At 46.4% G+C, this 20929-nt stretch carries 17 protein-coding genes and 1 tRNA gene; 6 read left to right on the forward strand and 12 right to left on the reverse strand.

The genetic code is table 11. From position 1 onward, the window contains the following. Nucleotides 1–314 precede the first annotated feature (314 nt). From QUB12_RS32715 to QUB12_RS32740, 6 genes are all read left to right on the forward strand, one after another. Nucleotides 315–644: a hypothetical protein gene (locus tag QUB12_RS32715; protein ID WP_333148424.1), complete on the forward strand. Its 330-nt coding sequence runs from the start codon at nt 315–317 to the stop codon at nt 642–644. A 61-nt stretch (nt 645–705) separates the two neighbouring features. Next, a complete protein-coding gene (locus QUB12_RS32720) occupies nt 706–3549 on the forward strand; it encodes a hybrid sensor histidine kinase/response regulator (protein WP_333310368.1) in 2844 nt (947 codons plus the stop codon). A 359-nt stretch (nt 3550–3908) separates the two neighbouring features. Continuing rightward, the gene (locus QUB12_RS32725; protein WP_333310370.1) at nt 3909–4385 is read left to right on the forward strand and encodes a chemotaxis protein CheW; all 477 of its coding nucleotides are present in this window, start codon (nt 3909–3911) and stop codon (nt 4383–4385) included. Nucleotides 4386–4451: 66 nt separating this feature from the next. After that, entirely contained in the window at nt 4452–5192 is a 741-nt protein-coding gene (locus QUB12_RS32730; protein ID WP_333310372.1) for a pentapeptide repeat-containing protein, read from the forward strand. Nucleotides 5193–5208: 16 nt separating this feature from the next. Then, nucleotides 5209–5463, forward strand: coding sequence for a hypothetical protein (locus QUB12_RS32735; RefSeq protein WP_333200362.1), 255 nt, complete (start codon nt 5209–5211; stop codon nt 5461–5463). Beyond that, complete coding sequence (locus QUB12_RS32740) at nt 5456–5812, forward strand: type II toxin-antitoxin system mRNA interferase toxin, RelE/StbE family (RefSeq protein ID WP_333145661.1); 357 nt, start codon at nt 5456–5458, stop codon at nt 5810–5812. Before QUB12_RS32735 ends, QUB12_RS32740 begins: the two co-directional genes overlap by 8 nt. A gap of 93 nt (nt 5813–5905) precedes the next feature. Here the strand turns inward: QUB12_RS32740 and urtE are convergent, their stop codons facing one another. The 12 genes from urtE to arsS all read right to left on the reverse strand — a co-directional run bounded on the left by urtE (nt 5906) and on the right by arsS (nt 20552). Next, the gene (gene urtE, locus QUB12_RS32745; RefSeq protein WP_333145659.1) at nt 5906–6604 is read right to left on the reverse strand and encodes an urea ABC transporter ATP-binding subunit UrtE; all 699 of its coding nucleotides are present in this window, start codon (nt 6602–6604) and stop codon (nt 5906–5908) included. A 65-nt stretch (nt 6605–6669) separates the two neighbouring features. After that, on the reverse strand, nt 6670–7416 hold the full coding sequence (gene urtD, locus QUB12_RS32750; protein WP_333101927.1) for an urea ABC transporter ATP-binding protein UrtD: 747 nt from the start codon (nt 7414–7416) through the stop codon (nt 6670–6672). Between the two features lie 347 nt (nt 7417–7763). After that, the gene (locus QUB12_RS32755) at nt 7764–8486 is read right to left on the reverse strand and encodes a TIGR00266 family protein (RefSeq protein ID WP_333310374.1); all 723 of its coding nucleotides are present in this window, start codon (nt 8484–8486) and stop codon (nt 7764–7766) included. Nucleotides 8487–8676: 190 nt separating this feature from the next. Then, on the reverse strand, nt 8677–9819 hold the full coding sequence (gene urtC, locus QUB12_RS32760) for an urea ABC transporter permease subunit UrtC (RefSeq protein WP_333310376.1): 1143 nt from the start codon (nt 9817–9819) through the stop codon (nt 8677–8679). Between the two features lie 27 nt (nt 9820–9846). Continuing rightward, nucleotides 9847–11001, reverse strand: coding sequence for an ABC transporter permease subunit (locus tag QUB12_RS32765; RefSeq protein WP_333145652.1), 1155 nt, complete (start codon nt 10999–11001; stop codon nt 9847–9849). Nucleotides 11002–11542: 541 nt separating this feature from the next. Then, the gene (gene urtA, locus QUB12_RS32770) at nt 11543–12865 is read right to left on the reverse strand and encodes an urea ABC transporter substrate-binding protein (RefSeq protein WP_333310378.1); all 1323 of its coding nucleotides are present in this window, start codon (nt 12863–12865) and stop codon (nt 11543–11545) included. 541 nt (nt 12866–13406) lie between these two features. Next, a tRNA-Ala gene (locus QUB12_RS32775) sits at nt 13407–13479 on the reverse strand. A gap of 120 nt (nt 13480–13599) precedes the next feature. Beyond that, the gene (locus QUB12_RS32780; RefSeq protein WP_333145646.1) at nt 13600–14328 is read right to left on the reverse strand and encodes an HAD family phosphatase; all 729 of its coding nucleotides are present in this window, start codon (nt 14326–14328) and stop codon (nt 13600–13602) included. Between the two features lie 178 nt (nt 14329–14506). Further along, nucleotides 14507–15406, reverse strand: a complete 900-nt coding sequence (locus QUB12_RS32785; RefSeq protein WP_333145643.1) for a methyltransferase domain-containing protein — start codon at nt 15404–15406, stop codon at nt 14507–14509. 276 nt (nt 15407–15682) lie between these two features. Further along, nucleotides 15683–18136 carry an ATP-binding protein gene (locus QUB12_RS32790; protein ID WP_333310379.1) on the reverse strand — a complete coding sequence of 818 codons (2454 nt, stop codon included), beginning with the start codon at nt 18134–18136 and terminating at the stop codon, nt 15683–15685. 406 nt (nt 18137–18542) lie between these two features. Continuing rightward, entirely contained in the window at nt 18543–19268 is a 726-nt protein-coding gene (locus tag QUB12_RS32795; RefSeq protein ID WP_333145640.1) for a TVP38/TMEM64 family protein, read from the reverse strand. A 297-nt stretch (nt 19269–19565) separates the two neighbouring features. Then, entirely contained in the window at nt 19566–20552 is a 987-nt protein-coding gene (gene arsS / locus QUB12_RS32800) for an arsenosugar biosynthesis radical SAM (seleno)protein ArsS (protein WP_333145638.1), read from the reverse strand. Nucleotides 20553–20929: the final 377 nt, after the last annotated feature.

Genomic DNA, 20929 nt, shown 5'->3' on the forward strand with positions numbered 1-20929 from the left:
TCAAAAAAGCATGAGAAAAAAAAGGAAAAAGAAGCCTGCGGTCTAACTGTACTCAGTTGACCGTCAGGTTCGTTCACGAAACACGAACAGAATGTAATTGTTGACGGTATTGAGGCTAACCTTTGTTATGAACCCACTACTGAGACGCGCAACCGGAAAGCCCTGCGTCCAAATAATACAGCAGAATGGGAATTGAGAGTGGGCGTATATCAGGTTTTGTACAAAGTTGACAAGCAAGTTAAAATTGTCAGTAGAGATCGCATCGCTGGCAAGCATGAGAATATATACATATTTCAAGGAGAAGAGGAAGAACTATGATGAACTGGGATTATCGAGTATTTTTTGAGGATGGCGGGTACACAATTCGCACGGTGTATTATGACGATAAGGGTGCGATCGCAGCCTGCTCTGAAAAAGAAACCGCACCTTTTGGAGAATCAGTGGAAGAACTTCAAGAAGAATTAAACCAACTCCTTGCTGCTCTAAAAAAACCAGTTATTTCGGCTGACGATGTGCCACCTCCAAGCGATCGCCCGAAGGCAAAAAGAGGAAAATCATTGCAAGCAGTGCGGCAACAACTTGGCTTGCGATCGGAAATAACGAAAGAAAATTCCTTAGAAAATTCCTTGAGTTCAAACGATTAGCAAAGAACCGAGGTTATCGGTAAGAGTTCAAAACTACTGGCCGCTTATCTTGGCCGCTCATATGAATGATGACGATTTAAACGAATTAATAGATGCTTTTACGGCAGAATGCGAAGAGTTTCTCCAGTCAATGGAAACAAATCTGCTGGCGATGGAAGCTGCGGGTTTGAAAGAGCGACAAGCTGCAGTTAAAGAAATGTTTCGGGCCGCTCACTCGATTAAAGGTGCGGGTTCGATGTTGGGCTTTCAAAACGTATCGGCGGCGGCTCACACGCTGGAGGACTGTTTTGTCATTTTGCGCGATCGCACAGACTTGGCGGCCCTGGAACCGACTACTGTGAGTGTTTTGCTGCAGGGGGTGGATGCTCTCAAAAAGATTACGATCGAATCAGTTCAACACTCCGATATTACAACTCCGGATCAAACGGAAAACTTGGAGGCGATCGCCCAAATTTTCGCCCAGTTCCAGGCCAAGTACGGCAAGTCAGAACCGCCGCAAGTTCCCGCAGTCAGCCAATCGCCCGCCCCCGAAACCCTGAAACAGATTTTTGAACAGCAAGTGCCGGCACTCTTCAATCGCCTAGAAACCGAGCTTTCCCAAGGTTCCGAAGCAGATTTGGCAACAAGCGTCACCGCCCTCAACCAGGTTTACTACCAACTCTCCGGTTTGGCTGGAATGCTGCAATTGCCGGATTTTGGGAAAGTCGCCGCAGCCCTCCGAGATTTGATTGACTCTCCAGACTTGACTGTACAACGGTTGCAATCCGACGGTTGGGCGATCGCCCAAAACTTGCAAACCGCACGCCAACAAATATTGGAAGGAAGGGCGATCGACATCCCCGAAATTTCCCCCACTCCCACTCTCCCACTCTCCCCCACTCCCACTCTCCCCCTCTTCCTCTCCCCCACTCCCCCCGAAATCTCCCCCACTCCCACTCCCCCCGAAATCTCCCCCTCCCCGACTCTCCCAGTCCCCAACCCGCAAAGGCCGACAATCCGGGTAGACTTAGAACGCTTAACTGAATTGGTGAATCTAGTCGGGGAATTAGTCATCAACCGTACAAATTTAGAACTTCAAGAATCCGAACTGCGCGGCGAAGTCAAGCGCATCCGCCGCAATATCGTAGATTTGAACCAATTCGGCGGTCAGTTGCGAGAAGAATACGACAGACTGAGCTTTGCAGAGTGGAGAGGGGGAAACGGGAACTCTGGATTGGGAAAACTTGCCGCTGCAGAAACAGAATTCCCCATGATTGCTAACGGCAAATCCTCTCCGGTTCATGCTCACTTCGATATCTTGGAGATGGATCGTTATACAGAGTTCCACTCGACAGCCGCAGAAGTCATCGAAACTGCCCAAGCAATTTCTCAGTCCGCCACCAAATTAGACACCTTAGCCATGAAATTCGAGCGCAGTACCGACCAACTGCGCCGCATTACCGAACAACTACGCAGCCGTGTCATGCAGTTGCGAGTCGTGAGTTTCAGTCGCGCCGTCGATCACTTGCCCAGAGCCCTCCGGGAGATGTGTATCACATACGATAAAGATGTCAACCTGCTGCTAGTGGGAAGAGATACCAAAATTGACGAAAGTTTGCTCGACGCTTTGCGCGACCCCTTAATACACTTAGTGAGAAACGCTTTCGACCACGGCATCGAAATGCCCGAAGTTCGGAAAGCAAGCGGCAAGTCGGCCAGCGGTCAAATAGAAATAGAAGCCCGCCACCAAGGCGGCCAAACTATTATTACTGTCGCCGATGATGGCAAAGGCATTGACCCGGAAATGATTCGCCGTAAAATTGTCACAAAGGGTTTGGCTACGGAGGAACAAGCTCAAGAATTTTCCATTGCCGAACTCTACGATTTTCTGTTTTGGGCGGGTTTCAGCACTACTGAAGGGGTCAGCGACCTTTCGGGGCGGGGAGTCGGGCTCGACGTGGTGCGAACAAATTTGCGGACTGTGCGGGGAACTGTGAAGGTAGACTCTCGCCTGGGAAAAGGTACGAGTTTTATCATTAAACTGCCACTGCTGCTGTCGATTACTGATGCTTTGATGGTGAAAACCGATCACAATAAAATAGCAGTGCCGCTTGATGCAGTCGAGGAAATTCTGCACATTAAAGCCTCGGAAGTTCACATTGCCGGCAATCAGCCGATGCTGTGGTGGCGGGAGGAATTTATTCGTTTGGTGAGAATGCAAGATTTGCTCGAATACAGCGTCGTCGGGCCGGATGCCCCCTCTCCTGATCCTTTGACCCAAGACGAAATTCCGGTTCTGGTTTTGGCTTCTACCGAAGGAATGCTGGCCGTGGCAGTGGAACGGCTGATCGGTCAGCAGGAAATTGTGGTTAAACCTTTGCCGCCGCCTCTATCCAAGCCTCGCGGCGTTTTGGGGACTACGATTTTGGGGGACGGGCGCGTGGTGAATATTCTGGATGTGGATGATTTGGTGGGCCAACCTGGGGTAAATAGTTCGATCGCCGCTGTCTCCGGTAAAGTGCAGGAGATGCCGGCGAGTTCGAGTCAGTCACCGCAGATTTTGGTAGTGGATGATTCCTATACAATTCGCCAGTTGCTGTCTCTGACGCTGACTCGTGCTCGCTACCGGGTGGTACAGGCTAAAGACGGTGTGGATGCCCTGGAAAAGTTGCAAAATGGTCTTGATTGCAGTTTGGCGATCGTGGATATTGAAATGCCCCGGATGGATGGATTTGAATTGTTGCGATCGATCAGATCGACTGAGCGGTTTGCTAAGATTCCCGTAGCTATGCTGACATCCCGTAGCGGGGCAAAACATCGGCAAATGGCAATGGAATTAGGCGCAAATCAATACTTCACCAAACCTTACAGCGAAGCCCAACTTTTACAAGCTATCCCCAAATTAATCCACCACTCAATAATTTAATCCACAATCTCAAATTTCCAATCAAATAATCCCTAATCTCAAACAAAACTTAGGCAAAAAGTAATTGCACCCGCGAATAATAGTGGGAACTACGCACCCGACTCACCTACTAAAATCGAATAATCTAAAATCTAATACCAATTTTGTATGAGGCTGCATATATCTCGATCCCCCCTAGCCCCCCTTAATAAGGGGGGGACAAGATTCTTCTCAAAGTCAACCCCTACTCCCCAACAATCAGGGGGATTTAGGGGGATCGAGATATGATGTGCAACTTCACATTAAATTGGTATAAAATCCAATAATCTTCAATCCAATAATCGTCAATCTAAAATCTAAAATCTAAAATCTAAAATCGAATGACTCACGCCAATTACAATCGCCGCTTTCGGAGCAAGAAACAAGCCACTGTTAGAATTGCCCCTAAAAAAATGGTTTCCTTTGAACTAGGAAATATTTACTATGCTGTTCCTATTGAGCGTGTGGAACGCATTGTTAAAAACTTTAATGTCTACGGTATTTTACCTAACGGTAATAGTTTACTGCGGCATCAAGAAGAACTGATTACCATAATTAATTTATCCACAATATTTCCCAGCAGTCCGAGCATTGCTGACTGCAAATACCTGATTATTTGTACCTTAAATAAAAGCGATCGGTTGGGGATTCCCCTTCCTAATATGCCAAAAATTTTGGAAATTACCGAAGAAAGCTTCTGCGAGATTCCAGAATTGTACCGTCAACAGCAACTGCCTCCGGTAATAGAAAAGTTAATTCGCGCACCTGATGGTTCCGAAGTTTTTTATCTGAATTTCGATCTATTTAGCGAAATGTAGAGGGTTCACTTTTCGAGGTATCATACCATATAAATGGTATTTTGGCAAACAAAAAGTTAGAGATTTATGAAAAAACTCACAATAATGTCGATCGCCCTAGTAATTTTTGCAGCAACTCTCGATTTGCCGAAGGTGGGGCTGCAACTAAGTGCGATCGGGCAAATAGAAACACCCCAACCCATCCCAACACCCCAACCCATCCCAACACCCCAAACAATCCCAACACCCCAACCAATCCCAACACCCCAACCACAAACACCTCAACCCATCCAAACACCCCAACAAATCCAAACACCCCCAATCCAAACACCCCAACCAAAACCAGCCGACCCCAAAAACCTCGGCTACGTCTCCCCAGAATTTGCCGAAAATTTCTCCCAGCAACAAATCGACCAAATCAACGCCAACGTCGAAACGCTGCTGCTAACTCAAAGCTGCTCCCGCTGCGACCTCCGAGCAGTAAAATTAGTTAACCTTAACTTAAAAAATCCCATCCTTACAGGAGCAGATTTATCAGATGCCAACCTCAGCGGTAGTCGCTTCGAGATATCAGATTTTGTCAACACCAATCTAGCTCGCACAAACTTAAGCGGAGCCGAATTAGTAGGAGCGAGAATCAGCAACGCTAACCTCAGAAAAGCCAACTTGACCAAGACAAATCTAGACGGTGCAGACCTGCGATTTTCCGACTTGAGAGATGCCAATCTTTCCGATGCCAACCTCCGCAATGCTAATATAGATGGCGCTAGTATCGATCGAGCAAGTATGGCCGGCACCACAATGCCCGACGGCAGAAAAAATAATTAATAATAGAGGTAGTCTTATGTCGCCGATTAAACAACGCCTTCTCGAAGCGATCGAACGGACTCCTGAGCCACTTTTAGAGCAAACGCTGGCATTTCTGGAATTTTTGACCAGTCGGACACAATCCGCGATCGCCCCAGACTTAGACTCAGATTTTGACTCAGATACCGACTCCAACGAGCAAATCCTCGCCGATCTGAAAGCCTCCCTCCACCAAGCCAAAGCGGGACAAACCTTTCCCATATCGGAACTCTGGGACGGTATCAATGTCTGATATGTCAGTCCAAGTCACGTTCACGGTACTCTTCAAACGTCGCCTCAAAGGACTCGCTAAAAAGTATCGCCAAATTCAAACCGATATTCAGCCAGTCCTTGATGAGCTTATCCAAGGAAACTTCATAGGAAACCAGATTACAGGGACTCAATACACCGTTTACAAAGTCCGGGCTAAAAACAGTGATTCCCAAGTTGGTAAGAGCGGCGGTTATCGCTTGATTTATCAAGTTGAATCACCGACTCAAGTTGTTTTACACCTGATTTACTCGAAATCAGAACAAGCAAATGTCTCCGCCGAGGAAATCCAAACTGCGATCGCAGAATACCAAGCGAACCCAGACGAATAGGCCATTTTTCCAATCTAAACGCTTGCCCTTCTTGCTCTTTGATGCGCTCGCTGTCATCGTCCAAATCCTTGTCGTGCCTTCCTTCAATTCTATTCAAACAGCCAAAAACCTCTGAATCACCTCATCACTTAACTCGCTAGTGCTTCCAGAAGCCACAATCCCGCCTTTTTGCATAGCATAATACCAGTCAGCTTGCCGCACAAAATGCAAATGTTGCTCCACCAACAAAACAGAAATCCCCCTAGTCGCAACCACACGGCGCACCGCAGCTTCTATGTCTAAAATAATGGATGGTTGAATCCCCTCCGTCGGTTCATCCAAAACCAGCAACTGCGGCTCACCCATCAAAGCCCTAGCAATAGCTAACTGCTGCTGCTGTCCCCCGCTCAAATCACCTCCCAGGCGATCGAGCATAGTTTTCAAAACCGGAAATAACTCAAAAATTTCATCAGGAACTTCAGGATTTTTGGTTTTGGTTGGTTTCGCTTCCAAACCTAACAAAAGATTTTCTTTTACCGTCAAACGTGGAATAATTTCACGCCCTTGAGGCACATAACCAATGCCTAATCTAGCCCGCTGGTAAGTCAACTTAGAAGCAATAGATTCTCCGCCAAAAGCAATAGTGCCACTGCGCGGTTGCAGCAACCCCATAATCGTTTTTAGCATAGTAGTTTTGCCCACACCATTGCGGCCGATCAAGCAAACCATTTGCCCAGCATTTACGCTTAAATCGACATCGCGCAAAATGTGACTTTCGCCGTAGTAAACATTCAAATTAGAGACTTGTAGCATAATTGTTGACTGTTGACTGTTGACTGTTAACTGTTCACTGTTCACTGTTGACTGTTGACTAATAACTATTCTTCAGGTTTTCCCAAATATACCTCAATTACCCGATCGTCATTTTGCACCTCATCCATAGTCCCCTCACACAAAACCGCACCCTGATGCAACACCGTAACCTGCCGCGCAATTTGCCGCACAAACTCCATATCGTGCTCAATTACCAACACCGAATGACTTTCGGCCAGCGAAATCAGCAACTCTCCAGTTAACATCGTTTCCTCATCCGTCAAACCCGCCACAGGTTCATCTACCAACAACAAATCAGGAGATTGAGCCACCAACATTCCAATTTCCAACCATTGCTTTTCCCCGTGAGAAAGCAAACCAGCCGAAATATCAGCCTTAGCAACTAAACCAATTGTTTCTAACAAACCCGCAACCGTGCGTTTTTCAGCAGCCGAAGCAGGCTTGAACAAAGTCGAAAAAACATTTTTATGGCGGCTGCAAGACAATTCCAAATTTTCGCGTGGCGTTAAATTCAAGTAAACTCGCGGCGTCTGAAACTTGCGGCCAATTCCCAAGCGCGAAATCCTATCTTCCGACAACTTGCGTAAATTTTGTCCCTTAAATAACACCCTGCCCTCTGTCGGCTGCACCTTCCCGGTAATTGAATCGAGAAAAGTTGTTTTTCCGGCACCATTGGGGCCAATAATAACTCGCAGTTCGCCCGCATCCATACTAAAATTTAAACCATTTATGGCTTTAAAACCATCAAAACTAACAGTCAAGTTTTCTATTTCTAATACTTTGCCATTCATAGGTGATTTCTCCGGGTAGGGTGCGTCAGTTAAAAGTCTCTGGGTAAGCCGGAAAATCTCTTGGCTGACGCACCTGACAGCGCTGATTTTCTCCGGGTAGGGTGCGTCAGTTAAAAGTCTCTGGGTAAGCCAAGAAATCTCTTGGCTGACGCACCTGACAGCGCTGATTTTCTCCGGGTAGGGTGCGTCAGTTAACAGTCTCTGGGTAAGCCGGAAAATCTGTTGGCTGACGCACCTGACAGCGCTGATTTTCTCTTAGAAGGTGCGTCAGTTAACAGTCTCTGGGTAAGCCAGGAAATCTGCGGGCTGACGCACCCTACACAAGCAGATAAATGGTTATTTTACTCTCAAGAAAAACTGCTCGAACTGCTCGACACTGGAGGTGGAGATGCAGCCATAATTCGCTCAGCTAACTTCGAGAGCGGCAGACTTTGCAAATACACTTTTCCAGGCCCGGTTAGCTTGACTAAAAACAAGCCTTCACCGCCAAATAGAGCATTTTTAAACCCGCCCACAAACTGAATATCGTAATCTACAGTCGGCGCAAAAGCTACCAAACAACCCGTGTCCGCTCGCAACACTTCGCCAACTCCCAAATTTTTCTCAACTATTGTTCCTCCCGCATGAACAAAAGCTAGCCCGTCACCCTGCAATTTTTGCAGAATAAAACCTTCTCCGCCAAAGAAACCGGCACCGAGCCGCTTGGTGAATGCTACCTCAATGTCAATGCCGTTGGCCGCACAGAGAAATGAGTCTTTTTGACACAAAAATTTACCGCCAAGTTGGCCTAAATCAAGGGGAATTACTTTACCCGGATAGGGGGCGGCAAAAGCTACGCGGGCTTTACGATTTCCGGCGTTGACAAAGGTGGTAATGAAAAAACCAGCTCCTGTCAGCATTCGTTTGAAACCTTGAAATAAGCCGCCGCCTGTGGATGTTTGCATTTGGATGTCGCCTTCCATGTATGTCATGGTTCCAGCTTCAGCCCTAACACCTTCTTTGGGGTCGAGTTCAATCTCGATGAGTTGCAAATCGTCGCCGTAGATTTTGTAGTCAATAATATCTGCCATATGTTGCCCCTCAAGTTAAAGAACGAAGCTACTTGCTACGGATATCTAAGTAGGTGGACATATATATTGCCTTTCCTCAGACAGAGATAAACGCAGCCTTTGCCAAGTCTATGGCGATTGCTTTGTTTGTCTGTTGTAGGTGACATTTATTTATGTCAGCCTCCTTCTAAATTACACGATATTTTTTCACTCAATGTTCAAGTTCTTCTTTTTCGAGCTGCACTTGGGGGTCTTGTTCCAGGCTGGGGTAAGTAGATGCGTACTTAGGTCTTCTGAACAACCTGCGGATTTGACCGAAACCTTGATGTTGCAGCCACCCGACCAAGCCGTCGGGCAGCACTGTGACTACTATTAGGAATAGCGCGCCTTGGAAAAATAGCCACACTTCGGGAAATTGTTCGCTCAAGAAACTTTTGCCAAAGTTGACTAGCAGTGTTCCCAATATTGCTCCCGATAATGTGGCGCGACCTCCGACGGCGACCCAGATTACCATTTCAATTGAAAAGGCAATATCCATTGCTTTTGGCGAAATTATTCCGGTTTGTACGGTAAATAATGCGCCTGCAATCCCGGCTAAACCGGCGGAAATTGCAAAGACTAAAACTTTGTAGCCTGTGGGATTGTAACCTGAGAAACGCAGCCGCACTTCGTCGTCGCGAATGGCTACTAACAGGCGGCCGAAACGCCCGCTGGTCAGCCATCGACACAGGGCGTAAGTTGCTGCTAGAAATAGTATGGTGAGAATGTAGAAAATATATTGAGTATCTCGGTCATTTACTGTGGCTCCGAACAAGGTCTTAAAGTCGGTGAGTCCGTTGGTTCCGTTAATCAGTTTTTGCTGACCGTTAAAGAAGTTGAAAAATACAATGGTTGCTGCTTGGGTGAGAATTGAAAAGTAAACGCCTCGAATTCGATTGCGGAATACTAAATAACCTAAAAGTGCACCCAAGATGGCGGGGATGAGAACTATTGCTAATGCTGAGAAGGGAAATGAATAAAATGGTTGCCAAAACCAGGGGAGTTCGGTAACGCCGTAGAGGTTCATAAATTCTGGCAATTGACTGCTGGCGGTTGGGGGAATTTGCAGTTTTAGGTGCATGGCGAAAGCGTAGCCGCCGATCGCAAAAAACACCCCATGCCCTAAACTAAGTAAACCTGTGTATCCCCAAATCAAGTCTATGCCGAGGGCGGCAATTGCTAGTGCTAAAAATCGCCCCAATTGATTGAGCCGAACGTCGGGGAGTATTCCTGGGAGGAGTAAGATGAATGTGAGGGCGATCGCGCTGACAATTGCCGCTTCTTTTACCCAGGGTTTTTGATGTGTTTTCTGCATTTTTCGCTACACTCGCAGTTGTAATTTTTAATTTTCTACCGTCCGCCCTTTTTGCGGGAAAATCCCTCCCGGCTTCACTTGCAGAAAAGCCATAATTAAGGCGAATACCATTACTTTTGCCATGCTGGTTGTGGCGAAAAATGTGAAGAAGTCGGCTAAAGGCTTGACAGGAGCGAACATTAATGCTAAGGTTCCCGAACCGATCAGGTAATTTGCAGTGCCGATCGCGATCGCAGCAACTACACTCCCCACAATCTTGCCGACACCGCCCACAACCACCACCATAAAGGTATCGACTATATAATTTTGTCCGGTATTTGACCCTACCGAACCAATCAAACTAATCGCGCACCCCGCAACACCTGCCAGCCCCGAACCCAAAGCAAAAGTCAGCGCGTCTACTTGTTCGGTAGGAATACCCAAACACGCACTCATGCTGCGATTTTGCGTCACGGATCTAATCCGCAATCCCCACACAGACTTTTGCAAAAATAGGTAAATTCCCGCCAAACAAATTCCGGTGAGGACAATAATAAAAATTCGGGCGTAGGGCAACTGAAAATTGCCCAGCGGTATGCCGCCCCGCAACCATTTCGGTGCAGTCACATCCACATTTTGAGCACCAAACCAAGGTTGAGTTACTGCCAGTTTGTAAGTTTGCCCTAAAAACGCGCTCACCGCCCAGGAAATACCCAAAGATAAAGGCAAAATTAGGGCGATAATTTTGCTGCGAATGCGATCGAAATCTAGGCGCGATTTCAGCACCCGCAAACCGCCAAAAAACAGCAAACAAAACACCGCAATCCCAATTACCAGAACCCAACTTACGCTGCGGACAAACTGCTGCAAAATTAAACTTACGCCCCAAGTTGCCAGCAGAGTTTCTAGCGGCCGCCCGTAAAGATAGCGAATCACTCCGCGTTCGAGAATTAATCCTACCAATGCAGCTACTAAAAAAGCTAGGGGAATCGCAAATAAAATATAGGTTTCAAAAGCAAATCCTCCGATACCTTTGAAGACATTTTGCACGACGAAAGTTGTATAAGCCCCTAGCATCATCAACTCGCCATGAGCCATATTAATCACGCCCATCAGCCCGAAAATAATCGCTAATCCCAGGGCGGCAATTAGTAAAACTGCGCCGATGCTAAGGCCGTTAAATAAACCATCTAATATCGCCAATTTTGTTACTCCTGCATCAAGTCGATCAACTTTGTTCGGGGATAATTAGGGGCGGGTTTTACCCTATTGGTGTCAACTTAGAACTAAAACCCTCTGTATATTTCGCTTGTAGCCGAGTCTAGATCCCCCTAAATCTCCCTTAAGAAGGGGAGTAGGGGTTGACTTTGAAGAGTCCAGTTCCCCCTTATTAAGGGGAGTAGAGATTGACGAAAGAATGCTCTTACTCCCCCCTTATTAAGGGAGTAGAGATTGACGAAAGAATGCTCTTACTCCCCCCTTAATAAGCAGGGCTGTTTCATTCTCTTGTAGGGGCTGCCCCCCGTGGCTGCCCCCATGTCCCAAACGCCTGTGAAGTCGTCTGTGGAGGGGGTAGGCACGGGGAGTAGGGGTAGCACTACCCCTACAAAATCGCGATTTTCTTGAGAATGAAACCGCCCTGCCTTAATAAGGGGGGCTGGGGGGGATCTCCGGGTTTAAAGACACACCCTAGGGGGATAAAAGATACGTTACCAACGTTAACCAAATTGGTATTAGCTACTTATCAAGCTTTGAACTTGCCACCTTTTGCGGGGTCTGACCAATCGCAAGCAAAGCCTTTTGTTTCAGCGACAAATTGATTCCAAGGCACCGGCTTCACTGCTTGTGGTGTAGCAAAAGCGATGTTAAATAAACCGTCGTCTCTAACTTCGCCCAACCGCACAAATTTAGAAAGGTGATGGTTAACATCCATCGTTACTGTGCCCCCCGGCGCGTCAAAGGTTTGACCCAAAGCGGCTGCCCGCACTTTTTCCAAATCGTCGGCTGTCCCTGCTTTTTCGACAGCTTGCTTCCACAGGTAAACCATGATGTAAGCTGCTTCCATCGGGTCATTGGTCACTCTATCTTTGCCGTATTTTGCCTTGAAAGCTTCCACAAATTTTGTATTGGCCGGAGATTCCACAGTCATGAAGTAATTCCAGGCGGCGTAATGGCCTTTAAGATATTCTACGCCGATCGCCTTTACTTCTTCTTCCGCAATACTGACCGACATTGACGGATATTTGTCCGGGCCCAAACCTGCACCCTGCAACTGTTTGAAGAATGCTACGTTACTGTCGCCGTTGAGAGAGTTGAAAATGACGCCGCCGTCTGGCAAAGCGGCCTTAATTTTAGTAATAATTGGCGTGACTTCTGTCCCGCCCAAAGGAATGTAATCTTCCCCAACTAATTCGCCGCCTTTGGCTGCTAGCTGTGCCTTGATAATGGTATTTGCCGTGCGGGGAAAAACGTAGTCAGACCCGACTAAGAAGAATTTTTTCCCTTTATTTTCTAGCAGCCAGTCAACTGCTGGTTCGATTTGCTGGTTCGGCGCCGCCCCAGTGTAAAAGATGTTCTTGGAACACTCTTGACCCTCGTATTGTACGGGATACCAGAGCATATGATTTTTTTCTTCAAATACTGGCAATACTGCTTTGCGACTAGCAGAAGTCCAGCAGCCGAAGACGGTGACAACTTTATCTTGGTCGATCAATTTTTTGGCTTTTTCGGCAAAAGTCGGCCAGTCTGAGTTGCCATCTTCTATTACTGCTTCGATTTGTTTTCCGAGGACGCCACCAGCTTTATTAATTTCTTCGATCGCTAATTGTTCGGCATCGACAACGCTTTTTTCGCTGATGGACATCGTGCCGCTCAAGGAATGCAAAATTCCTACTTTGATCGTGTTTCCGCCACCTGCTGCTGCTGGTGTTCCTGTTGAAGTTGGAGAAGGAGAAGCGGCGGGAGTTGCTGTTGGAGTTGGAGTTCTACAAGCTTTTAGAAATAAACTTGATGTTAGGGTAGCAGAACCGTATAAAAGAAATTTCCGCCGATCGAATCGCTTTGTCATTTTTTCTTGTTACTCTTGAACAGATGAGTCTGATGATTGAGAATAATAACACATAGTGACTTGATATTAAGACTCGCGCCAGCAGACTGTTGTATTTTTAGCTACAAAACTTATTGTTTTTGACAAAATGAATGTTTTGTGGGGATTGAGGGCAACTGCGCCAGAAACCGGGCTGATACCATTTTAGATTTTAGATTTTAGATTTTAGATTGACTTATGACATAAGGCTTTGGAGCTTACCTACCGTTGCATTCTGTTCTGAAACCGGGTTGAGACACCCAAATACGTCTTTTCAGCAATTAGTGTGTAATTAGAAACCCGGTTTCTTTACATAAATTATCTTATTGATGCTACCAGTTAGGCCGCAACCGGGTCGATCGCACTTGCATAGAAAGCGGGTTTCTCGCTCTTTACAGGTTATTGATGTTAAAACTTAGGCAGCAACCGCGTCGATCGCACTTGCATAGGCGAGTATCAAAGCAAGTGACGATCGCACTTCGCTTGGAGTACGATCGTCACCTGTAGAAATGCCCCTGATTTATGGAGAATAGCGGACTCGAACCGCTGGCCTCTGCGGTGCGATCGCAGCGCTCTACCAACTGAGCTAATTCCCCTGATTGAGTTTTAATTTAGCATTTTAGATGCGAGATTGCCGAATCTAAAAGGCTGACAGGTTTTGCTTGCTCTCACGTTCGCAGACCGTCACTTACACTAGCACGTAACTGCTAAAAAGGTCAAGTGTTTTCCGCAGCCGGCTCAGTGGGGGCGATCGAGCAAAGTGCCGCCACTCTATCCAACTCTAAATCAGCAAAATAGTCCACCGTCCAATTAGCTTGGCGCTGGATCATGTGAAACGGGTAAGTGTGAGTTACGCCCGCCACCTGAATCCCCGCTTTTTTCGCCGCTTCAATCCCCGCAAAAGTATCTTCTATCGCCAAACACTCGATCGGTTGCAGGTTAAAGTCGGGATATTTCTGGTTGAGAAGTTCCACAGCCAATAGATAGCCGTCGGGTGCTGGTTTGCTCGCCGTCAAGTCGTCGCCTGCGACAATTAACTCAAAGTTTGCGGCCAAACCGGCCCGATTTAACACCAATTCTATATCCGATCGCATTGCCCCGCTAACTACGGCCATTTTCAGTCCGGCGGGCCGAATTTTATCAATAAATTCTGCCAAACCCGGATAAATCGGCAGTTTCTCCAAAGTATCTATTTGAGCTTTGTAAGCTTGGGCCTTGCGCTGCAGCAGTCGATCGAGATATGTTTCTGTCAGAAATCGTCCTCGGCGCTTGAGTAGTTCGGTAATGCAAGCGCGATCGCTCCTTCCCAAACAAATTTCTCGAAACTCCCCACGCTTGAGCTGGAGATTTTCATCGAGCATCAATTGAGCGATGATTTTCTCGTGAATCGGCTCGTCATTAACAATCACACCATTAAAATCAAATAAAACTGCTTTTAGAGTCATTAGTCATTAGTCATTAGTCATTAGTCATTAGTCATTAGTCATTAGTCATTAGTCATTAGTCATTAATCATCAGTCATTAGGAAGTTAGTAGGGGCGGGTTTTACCAACCATCTCAACCTAAAACTAACCATCTATGAAACCCGCCCCCAAAGGGCGAAAAATACACCTCAACAATACATCAAGCAGGAGCTGGAATGCCCGGTAAATCGCCATCAACATCAGGAGTTCGATCGCCCCAATTCCACCCCCTCGCCACCTTAGCCTGTTCCAAATCTTCCCCAGGCAAAGGTTTCACGCCCTGCGTCACCTGATTCGTCCACCAGTGTTCGTGAGTTTGCACCGCCGCGAATCCAGCCGCCCCCGCCCAAGCATCAAGGCTGCCAGCAGCGTAAGACTTAATATAAGGCTCTTCAAAGATATCAGTCAGCCACTCTGTTTGCCGCAAAGTTTTTTGGTTTCCGTCCAAAATTGCCACTTGTCCCCCAACCTTCAGCAGTCGGAAGCTTTCTCGCAAAATTGCCCGCGATACAGCAGGTGGCGTCTCGTGAAACAGCAAGGAAGCTGCGACTAAATCAAAGCTGGCATCGCCAAAAGCCACGCTTTCGGCATTTCCGTGCAACCACTGGATATTTAAGCCGGCTTTTTGCGCTTTCATGTCGGCAACTACCAGCATATAAGGCGACAAGTCCAGCCCGACAACTTCCGCTTCGGGAAAGGCTTGCTTGAGCATGAGCGTTGTCGAACCGGTGCCGCATCCCAAATCGATGATTCGGCGCGGTTTCACCCGCACAGCGTCAATTAAGCCTTGCCTGACGACGGTTTCGTGGGGAGGCAAAACATATTGCGTGATGGGATCGTAGGAAACGGCGGCACTGGGGTTGAGGTAGCCGCGTTTAATGCCGTGAAAGTTTTGGCTGCTGTAATATTCGGGATAAACTAAATCGGGTTGTCGGTAGCGATCGCCCGCTGTTTCCCAGTCGATACCTTCGTAGAGTCGTTTCAGTGCTTGTTCGTCGATCGCCAGTCGAATCAGGGGCGACAAAAAGCGCTCGAAAATTGTATCCTTGCCAACAGCCATAAAACACCTTTAACAAAAACTCTTCTAATTTTAGCCAACGGCCGTCAACTTAGCATTAATTAAAACTGTTGAGCCGCTCTTCTCTCTTCCTTCTCTCCCTTACCTCCGTTACAACGTTACAAAATCCGTGGACTTCCTTTCCACTTCCTTCTTATACCCTTTTTCAAAAATAATGCAACTATAGACAATCTCCCAACTCTTATTTCATCAGTCATTCCCAAATTTAAAATCTAAAATTTAAAATTTAAAATCTAAAATCTAAAATCTACACTGGTATTACTTTCCGTTACTAATAGGAATTTTTACCAAAAGTTCCGTGCCTCCGCCCGGAGGCTGAGAAATTTTGATGCTGCCGCCGTGTCCATCCACTACAATTTTGTAGCTAATTGCTAACCCCAAACCAGTACCTTTGCCCACCTCTTTAGTAGTAAAAAATGGGTTAAAAATTTGGTCTTTAACGCTGTCGGGAATGCCGGGGCCGTTGTCGGCGATCGCCACTTTCAGAAATTTAGCGCCATGTTCGCGAACTACTCCCGTGGAAATAGTAATAATTTTATCCAGGCGATCGATCTCGTTCAAGGCATCGATCGCATTACTCAGCAAGTTCATAAACACCTGATTGAGCTGAGAGGGATAGCACTCGACTGAAGGCACTTTTCCGTATTTCTTGACTATATAAATTCTATTCTTAATGCGGTTAGAGAGCAGCAGCAAGGTATTTTCTATACCTTCGTGAATGTCCGCTAGCTTTTTGTCAGATTCATCCAGGCGAGAAAAGTTTCGCAAAGAAAGAACTATGCTGCGAATGCGTTCGCTTCCTATTTTCATAGAATTCAATATATGCGGCAAATCCTCCTCGATAAATTCTAACTCTATTTCTTCGGTAAAATCTACGATTTCCTGGGGAACCTCTGGGAAGGCTTCTTTGTATAAACTCACCAACTCTAATAAATCTTTAGTATATTTGCTGGTGTGAGGCAAATTAGCCGAAATGAAGTTAACGGGGTTGTTGATTTCGTGCGCTATCCCAGCCACCATTTGACCGAGGGATGACATTTTTTCGCTCTGCACTAAATGAGTTTGAGTTTTTTTCAGTTCATTTAAGGCACTATTAAGCAGTTTTACTTGGTCTTGGGTTTGACTGTAAAGGTGAGCTTGAGTAATTGCGATCGCCAATTGGTCTGCTACAGCTTTTAACAGTTGGATTTCCTCCCTGCTCCAAAGCCAATGAGTAGCGTGGCTGCAAATTAAATAACCCTGCGGCTGGTTCTGAGTCTGGACAGGTACGGCTAAATAGCTATTAGCTTTAAGTTCCGGCGGTTGAGTTACACCCTTCGCCCAAGTGTCGCTCGAAAGAATAATTGGTTCGCCTTGACCACTCCGTACTAACACATTTTCGAGAAAGTAAGACTCAAACTTTATGGCTTGTGTCGGAGAATCAGATGGGCAACATTCCCACAGGATTTGTAACCTGTTTTCTTGCGGTTTGTACCAACCAAAAGCCGCCCGTTCTAGGTGCAGCAAACTTACTATTTCTTCGACTGTACTTTGCACAATTTTGTCTAATTCCAGGGAAGCGCGAATGCGTCCAGCAATCCGGTTGAGCATGGCTTCTCGCTCCGCTTGAGCGCGATTGTTTTCGGAGGAGTAAATTAGCCAAATGGCTGCTAGCATTGCCGGGATGAGCAGTCCGGCGACTACGGATGTCAGCAAATTTAATGCTTGCAGTTGGGATTCAATATTTTCGCGGGGAATTACTAAAGCCATCGACCAGTTAACTTCCTTGAGGGGAGCATAGGCCACATACACCCATTTGTTATCTATTTTTACCAGTTCGATGTTCGTCTGCCGGTCGATCATCTGTCGCGCAATTGTGGAGAGTGCGGGGTCTTTTGACTGTAAAAAGCTTGGGGTCGGCAGGTCGATATTTCCGATTAAGTTATTGTTGGGATGAACAATTGGCACTCCTTGTGAATTGAGCGCAAAAGCATAACTGTCAGAACCGTACAGCAAGCTGTTAGCGACAGATGTTACTCGGTCTAATTTAATGCTGCCCGATAGGACTCCAATTACTTGATTTGGAGCGGGGGGCAAAGCCCAAATAGGAGCTGAAATGATGATCGTAGAAACTTTTGTACTGCGGCCGATCAGCGGGTCGGAAACGTTGAGCTGTCCGGCCATTGCTTTTTGAAAGTGTTGGCGGTCTTTGCTGTTCGCGCGGTTGCCTAAAGTGTTGATAAATGAGCCGTCGGGTTGAGTTAATGACAGGATGAAATACTCTTTTAATCTGTATATTTCTCCTTGCAACCGGGGCTCGACTAATTGCCAATTGAGAGTGCCCACCGTAGGATCGTAAGCAATGGTTTCTATTTCTGCTTTGCGGCTGCTGAGCCAGCGGTCGATTTCATCGGTGCCTTTTTCTAGTTTTAATAGTGCTATTTGCTTTAAATTGTCAAGGATTAGCCCGCGCACAAAAAAATAGCTGATGCAAGCAGTTGTGCTAATCGTTAAAGCCGTGGTGGCCAGAATTAGCAGGGTCAGCAAATGGCGGCGCTGCCGTCTGTGTTGCCAAAGACTGTGCGCTTGCTGCCACTGCGATTGAGCAGAATTGCTGATGTTTGCCCAAAATTGGCGCAGCTTTTTTGCTTGGTGTGGCCGCGGCGCAGACACTGATCCGGCTTGATTTGCTGGGTTTTGCATCATCAAATGTTCTCTCCGAATCAAATTCATCAAACGGTATTGGTCATGCGGCAGAATTAATATCAGTCAAGTCGTGAGACGAGTTTCAGAAAATAATGCAACTGTAGGCCGGTGATCCCAACCCTGCTAGGCATCAGTCATTCGCAATCTCAAATCTCAAATCTCAAATTTAAAATGGTATGACTTGCATTCCTGGCTGCAAAAAATTCTTATTCCGATCGCACCCTTGCCTTCTATTTTGGCATCAGCTTTATATTTTGACCTTCGGTTTACCTAATTGAGGTAACTGCTTTACGATATCTTTAATCTCTATCTCGTTTGTATAACAAAATAATTATAAATAACACAGAGAAAACACGGACTTTTTTAAATTAGCAATGTATTATAATGTATGGGCAAAACCCTCTTGACAAATTTACAAATTTGCGCTGTGGTGTCAAGGGGAAATTTTTTCGTCTAAAGCTTTTTTAGCCAAGCGGGTTGCATAAACGGTGAGGGCGATCGTTGCTAGCAAACCAATCCCGTAGAGAGCCCACTCAGCAGCAGTGCGCGATCGCCCTTGCGATCCGAGTGCAGCCAAACTCCCGGCCAGGGAACCGATATAAACATACATGACAGTTCCGGGAATCATGCCGATCCAAGATGCGAAAAAATAGTCTTTTAGAGATACTTGCGTGACTCCAAAAGCATAGTTAAGCAAATTAAACGGAAAAATTGGAGAAAGCCGCGTCAGCAGTACAATTTTCCATCCTTCAGAGGCAACTGCGGAGTCGATCGCCTTAAATTTTTGATTGCCCTCTATCTGTTTGGAAACCCAGTCGCGAGTTAAATACCGCCCTACCAAAAAAGCGCCAGTTGCGCCTAAAACCGAGCCGATGGAAACACAAACCGAACCGCCAACGACTCCGAACAAAACGCCAGAACCGAGAGTCAGCAAAGAACCGGGGATAAATAGAACCGTTGCGACAATGTAAATTAAAATAAAAGCTGCCGGGCCCCACGGGCCGAGACTAGCGATCGACTCCAGGGCATTTTTCAGAATTCCTTGGAAGTTAAAAAACCTGGTCGCTGCAATTAAAGCCACAGCTAAACCAATCCCTAAAATCAGCTTCCACCTGTTGGATGGCGGCGGATCTTCACCGGGCGATCGCGAATCATTCATTGCTTAAACTCCCCATTCATTCATTGCATATACCGTCGTTTCCAGGGTAGGGACACGGCACTGCCCATTAGTGTCAACTTAAGCTGTTAGCCCGCCAAGTCCATCCGCCCACCCGCCAGTCCGCCAGGGGTTGAAACCCCTGTCTAATAGCGAAAGTCCTCTCAAGAGGACTAATAACTTCTTCAGTCCTCTTTTAGAGGACTTTAGCTTTGAGGCAGGGGTTTAAACCCCTGCCGGACTATGGGTTCTACCTTAACTTGACACCTATGGGATCTTGGAGTGTCCCTACTGTATTGCTCAAATCAAAGTACCGCCACAGCTAGAACCTGAACCTGCCGTACATCCATAACAATAAGCAGCCGTTTGCACCTCTTGAATCACCTCTAAACTGCCAGATTCGAGCAATTTAGCAACAGTTATCCTTTCCCCGCTGCCAGTTTTCGCCGGCAGATTTTCCATCTGGTTAAAATCGCAGTCGTAGACATTGCCCAAATAGTCGATCGACAATTCGTTACGGCACATTAAATGTTCCAGAGTACCGGGATTAAAATTATCCTCCAAAAACCCCAGATAAGGCTTGTGAAGTTTCTTATGTTCCAAATGGAACTTAGTTCGTCCCACCGGCAAATTGGTAATCGCGAACAATTGATTAAAACAAATCCCAAAATGTTCCGCTAAATAAAGCTTGTAATCTTGCTCTAACTTACCTTGTTCCGGTGTTAGCGAAAACTTGTCTGTTGCCGGCACTTGTGGATTGTACACCAAATCCAGAGTTAAATTTGGGTTTTTCCCGTATCCCAACTGATTTAGCTTTTGCAGCGCCCGAATTGAACTGTCAAAAACACCGTTGCCGCGCATTTTGTCCACATTGTCAGCTTGGTAGCAGGGAAGCGACGCCACAATTCTGAGTTGGTGCTGCGCGCAATAGTCGGGAATATCTTCAAAACCTTTTTCAAAGTAAATCGTCAAATTAGAACGAACAATTACCTCTTTACCTGCCGCCCTGGCAGCTTCCGCTAGCGGTTTAAAACCGTAAAGCATTTCGGGAGCACCGCCGGTGAGGTCAACAGTTTGAATTTGAGGAAAGCGGCGAATGATTTCAATTAATTGGTCGCAAATTTCCGGGGAAAGTTCTTCTGTTCGTGTCGGGCTAGCTTCTACGTGGCAGTGAGTGCAAGCCAGGTTGCAGCGTTTGCCGAGATTAATTTGTAAAACTGTAATCGGCTTTTTAGTTAAAGCTGAGTTAATTTTGTTTTTGAAAGGCGTGACTGCTGTCTGAATCATGTGCTAACCTTTTGGTCTGTGCTCGCAACGAATGTAGAGGCGTTCCGGCGGAACGCCTCTCATAATTTAGCACTAATTCTTTGGATGCGACAGATCCAAATTTTAACAGGTCGCTACAAAGTTAATTGAAACTCACATCTTGCACTCTTTTTAATAACAGGCTTTCCGGCCTGTTCCACAGGAGAGAAATTTTGTTGTGGAACAGGCCGAAAAGCCTGTTCAGAAAAGCCTTATTGACAATACTACAACTCAGTTAAAGCTGACATCTTTCACCATTCTCGATTAACAGGCTTTCCGGCCCAGGGTAAACGCATCTTAACTGGAACCCAAAATATGCTACAGTTAAATCCGACTAAATTTCAATGTAGTTTGTTGTA

The organism is Microcoleus sp. B7-D4, assembly GCF_036705125.1.
Lineage (GTDB): Bacteria > Cyanobacteriota > Cyanobacteriia > Cyanobacteriales > Microcoleaceae > Microcoleus.

Excerpts from the sequence above, each read along its gene's own strand:
- QUB12_RS32715 (WP_333148424.1), top strand. The coding sequence starts at position 315 with ATGATGAACTGGGATTATCGAGTATTTTTTGAGGATGGCGGGTACACA.
- QUB12_RS32720 (WP_333310368.1), top strand. The coding sequence starts at position 706 with ATGAATGATGACGATTTAAACGAATTAATAGATGCTTTTACGGCAGAA.
- QUB12_RS32725 (WP_333310370.1), top strand. The coding sequence starts at position 3,909 with ATGACTCACGCCAATTACAATCGCCGCTTTCGGAGCAAGAAACAAGCC.
- QUB12_RS32730 (WP_333310372.1), top strand. The coding sequence starts at position 4,452 with ATGAAAAAACTCACAATAATGTCGATCGCCCTAGTAATTTTTGCAGCA.
- QUB12_RS32735 (WP_333200362.1), top strand. The coding sequence starts at position 5,209 with ATGTCGCCGATTAAACAACGCCTTCTCGAAGCGATCGAACGGACTCCT.
- QUB12_RS32740 (WP_333145661.1), top strand. The coding sequence starts at position 5,456 with ATGTCTGATATGTCAGTCCAAGTCACGTTCACGGTACTCTTCAAACGT.
- urtE (WP_333145659.1), bottom strand. The coding sequence starts at position 6,604 with ATGCTACAAGTCTCTAATTTGAATGTTTACTACGGCGAAAGTCACATT.
- urtD (WP_333101927.1), bottom strand. The coding sequence starts at position 7,416 with ATGAATGGCAAAGTATTAGAAATAGAAAACTTGACTGTTAGTTTTGAT.
- QUB12_RS32755 (WP_333310374.1), bottom strand. The coding sequence starts at position 8,486 with ATGGCAGATATTATTGACTACAAAATCTACGGCGACGATTTGCAACTC.
- urtC (WP_333310376.1), bottom strand. The coding sequence starts at position 9,819 with ATGCAGAAAACACATCAAAAACCCTGGGTAAAAGAAGCGGCAATTGTC.
- urtA (WP_333310378.1), bottom strand. The coding sequence starts at position 12,865 with ATGACAAAGCGATTCGATCGGCGGAAATTTCTTTTATACGGTTCTGCT.
- QUB12_RS32780 (WP_333145646.1), bottom strand. The coding sequence starts at position 14,328 with ATGACTCTAAAAGCAGTTTTATTTGATTTTAATGGTGTGATTGTTAAT.
- QUB12_RS32785 (WP_333145643.1), bottom strand. The coding sequence starts at position 15,406 with ATGGCTGTTGGCAAGGATACAATTTTCGAGCGCTTTTTGTCGCCCCTG.
- QUB12_RS32790 (WP_333310379.1), bottom strand. The coding sequence starts at position 18,136 with ATGAATTTGATTCGGAGAGAACATTTGATGATGCAAAACCCAGCAAAT.
- QUB12_RS32795 (WP_333145640.1), bottom strand. The coding sequence starts at position 19,268 with ATGAATGATTCGCGATCGCCCGGTGAAGATCCGCCGCCATCCAACAGG.
- arsS (WP_333145638.1), bottom strand. The coding sequence starts at position 20,552 with ATGATTCAGACAGCAGTCACGCCTTTCAAAAACAAAATTAACTCAGCT.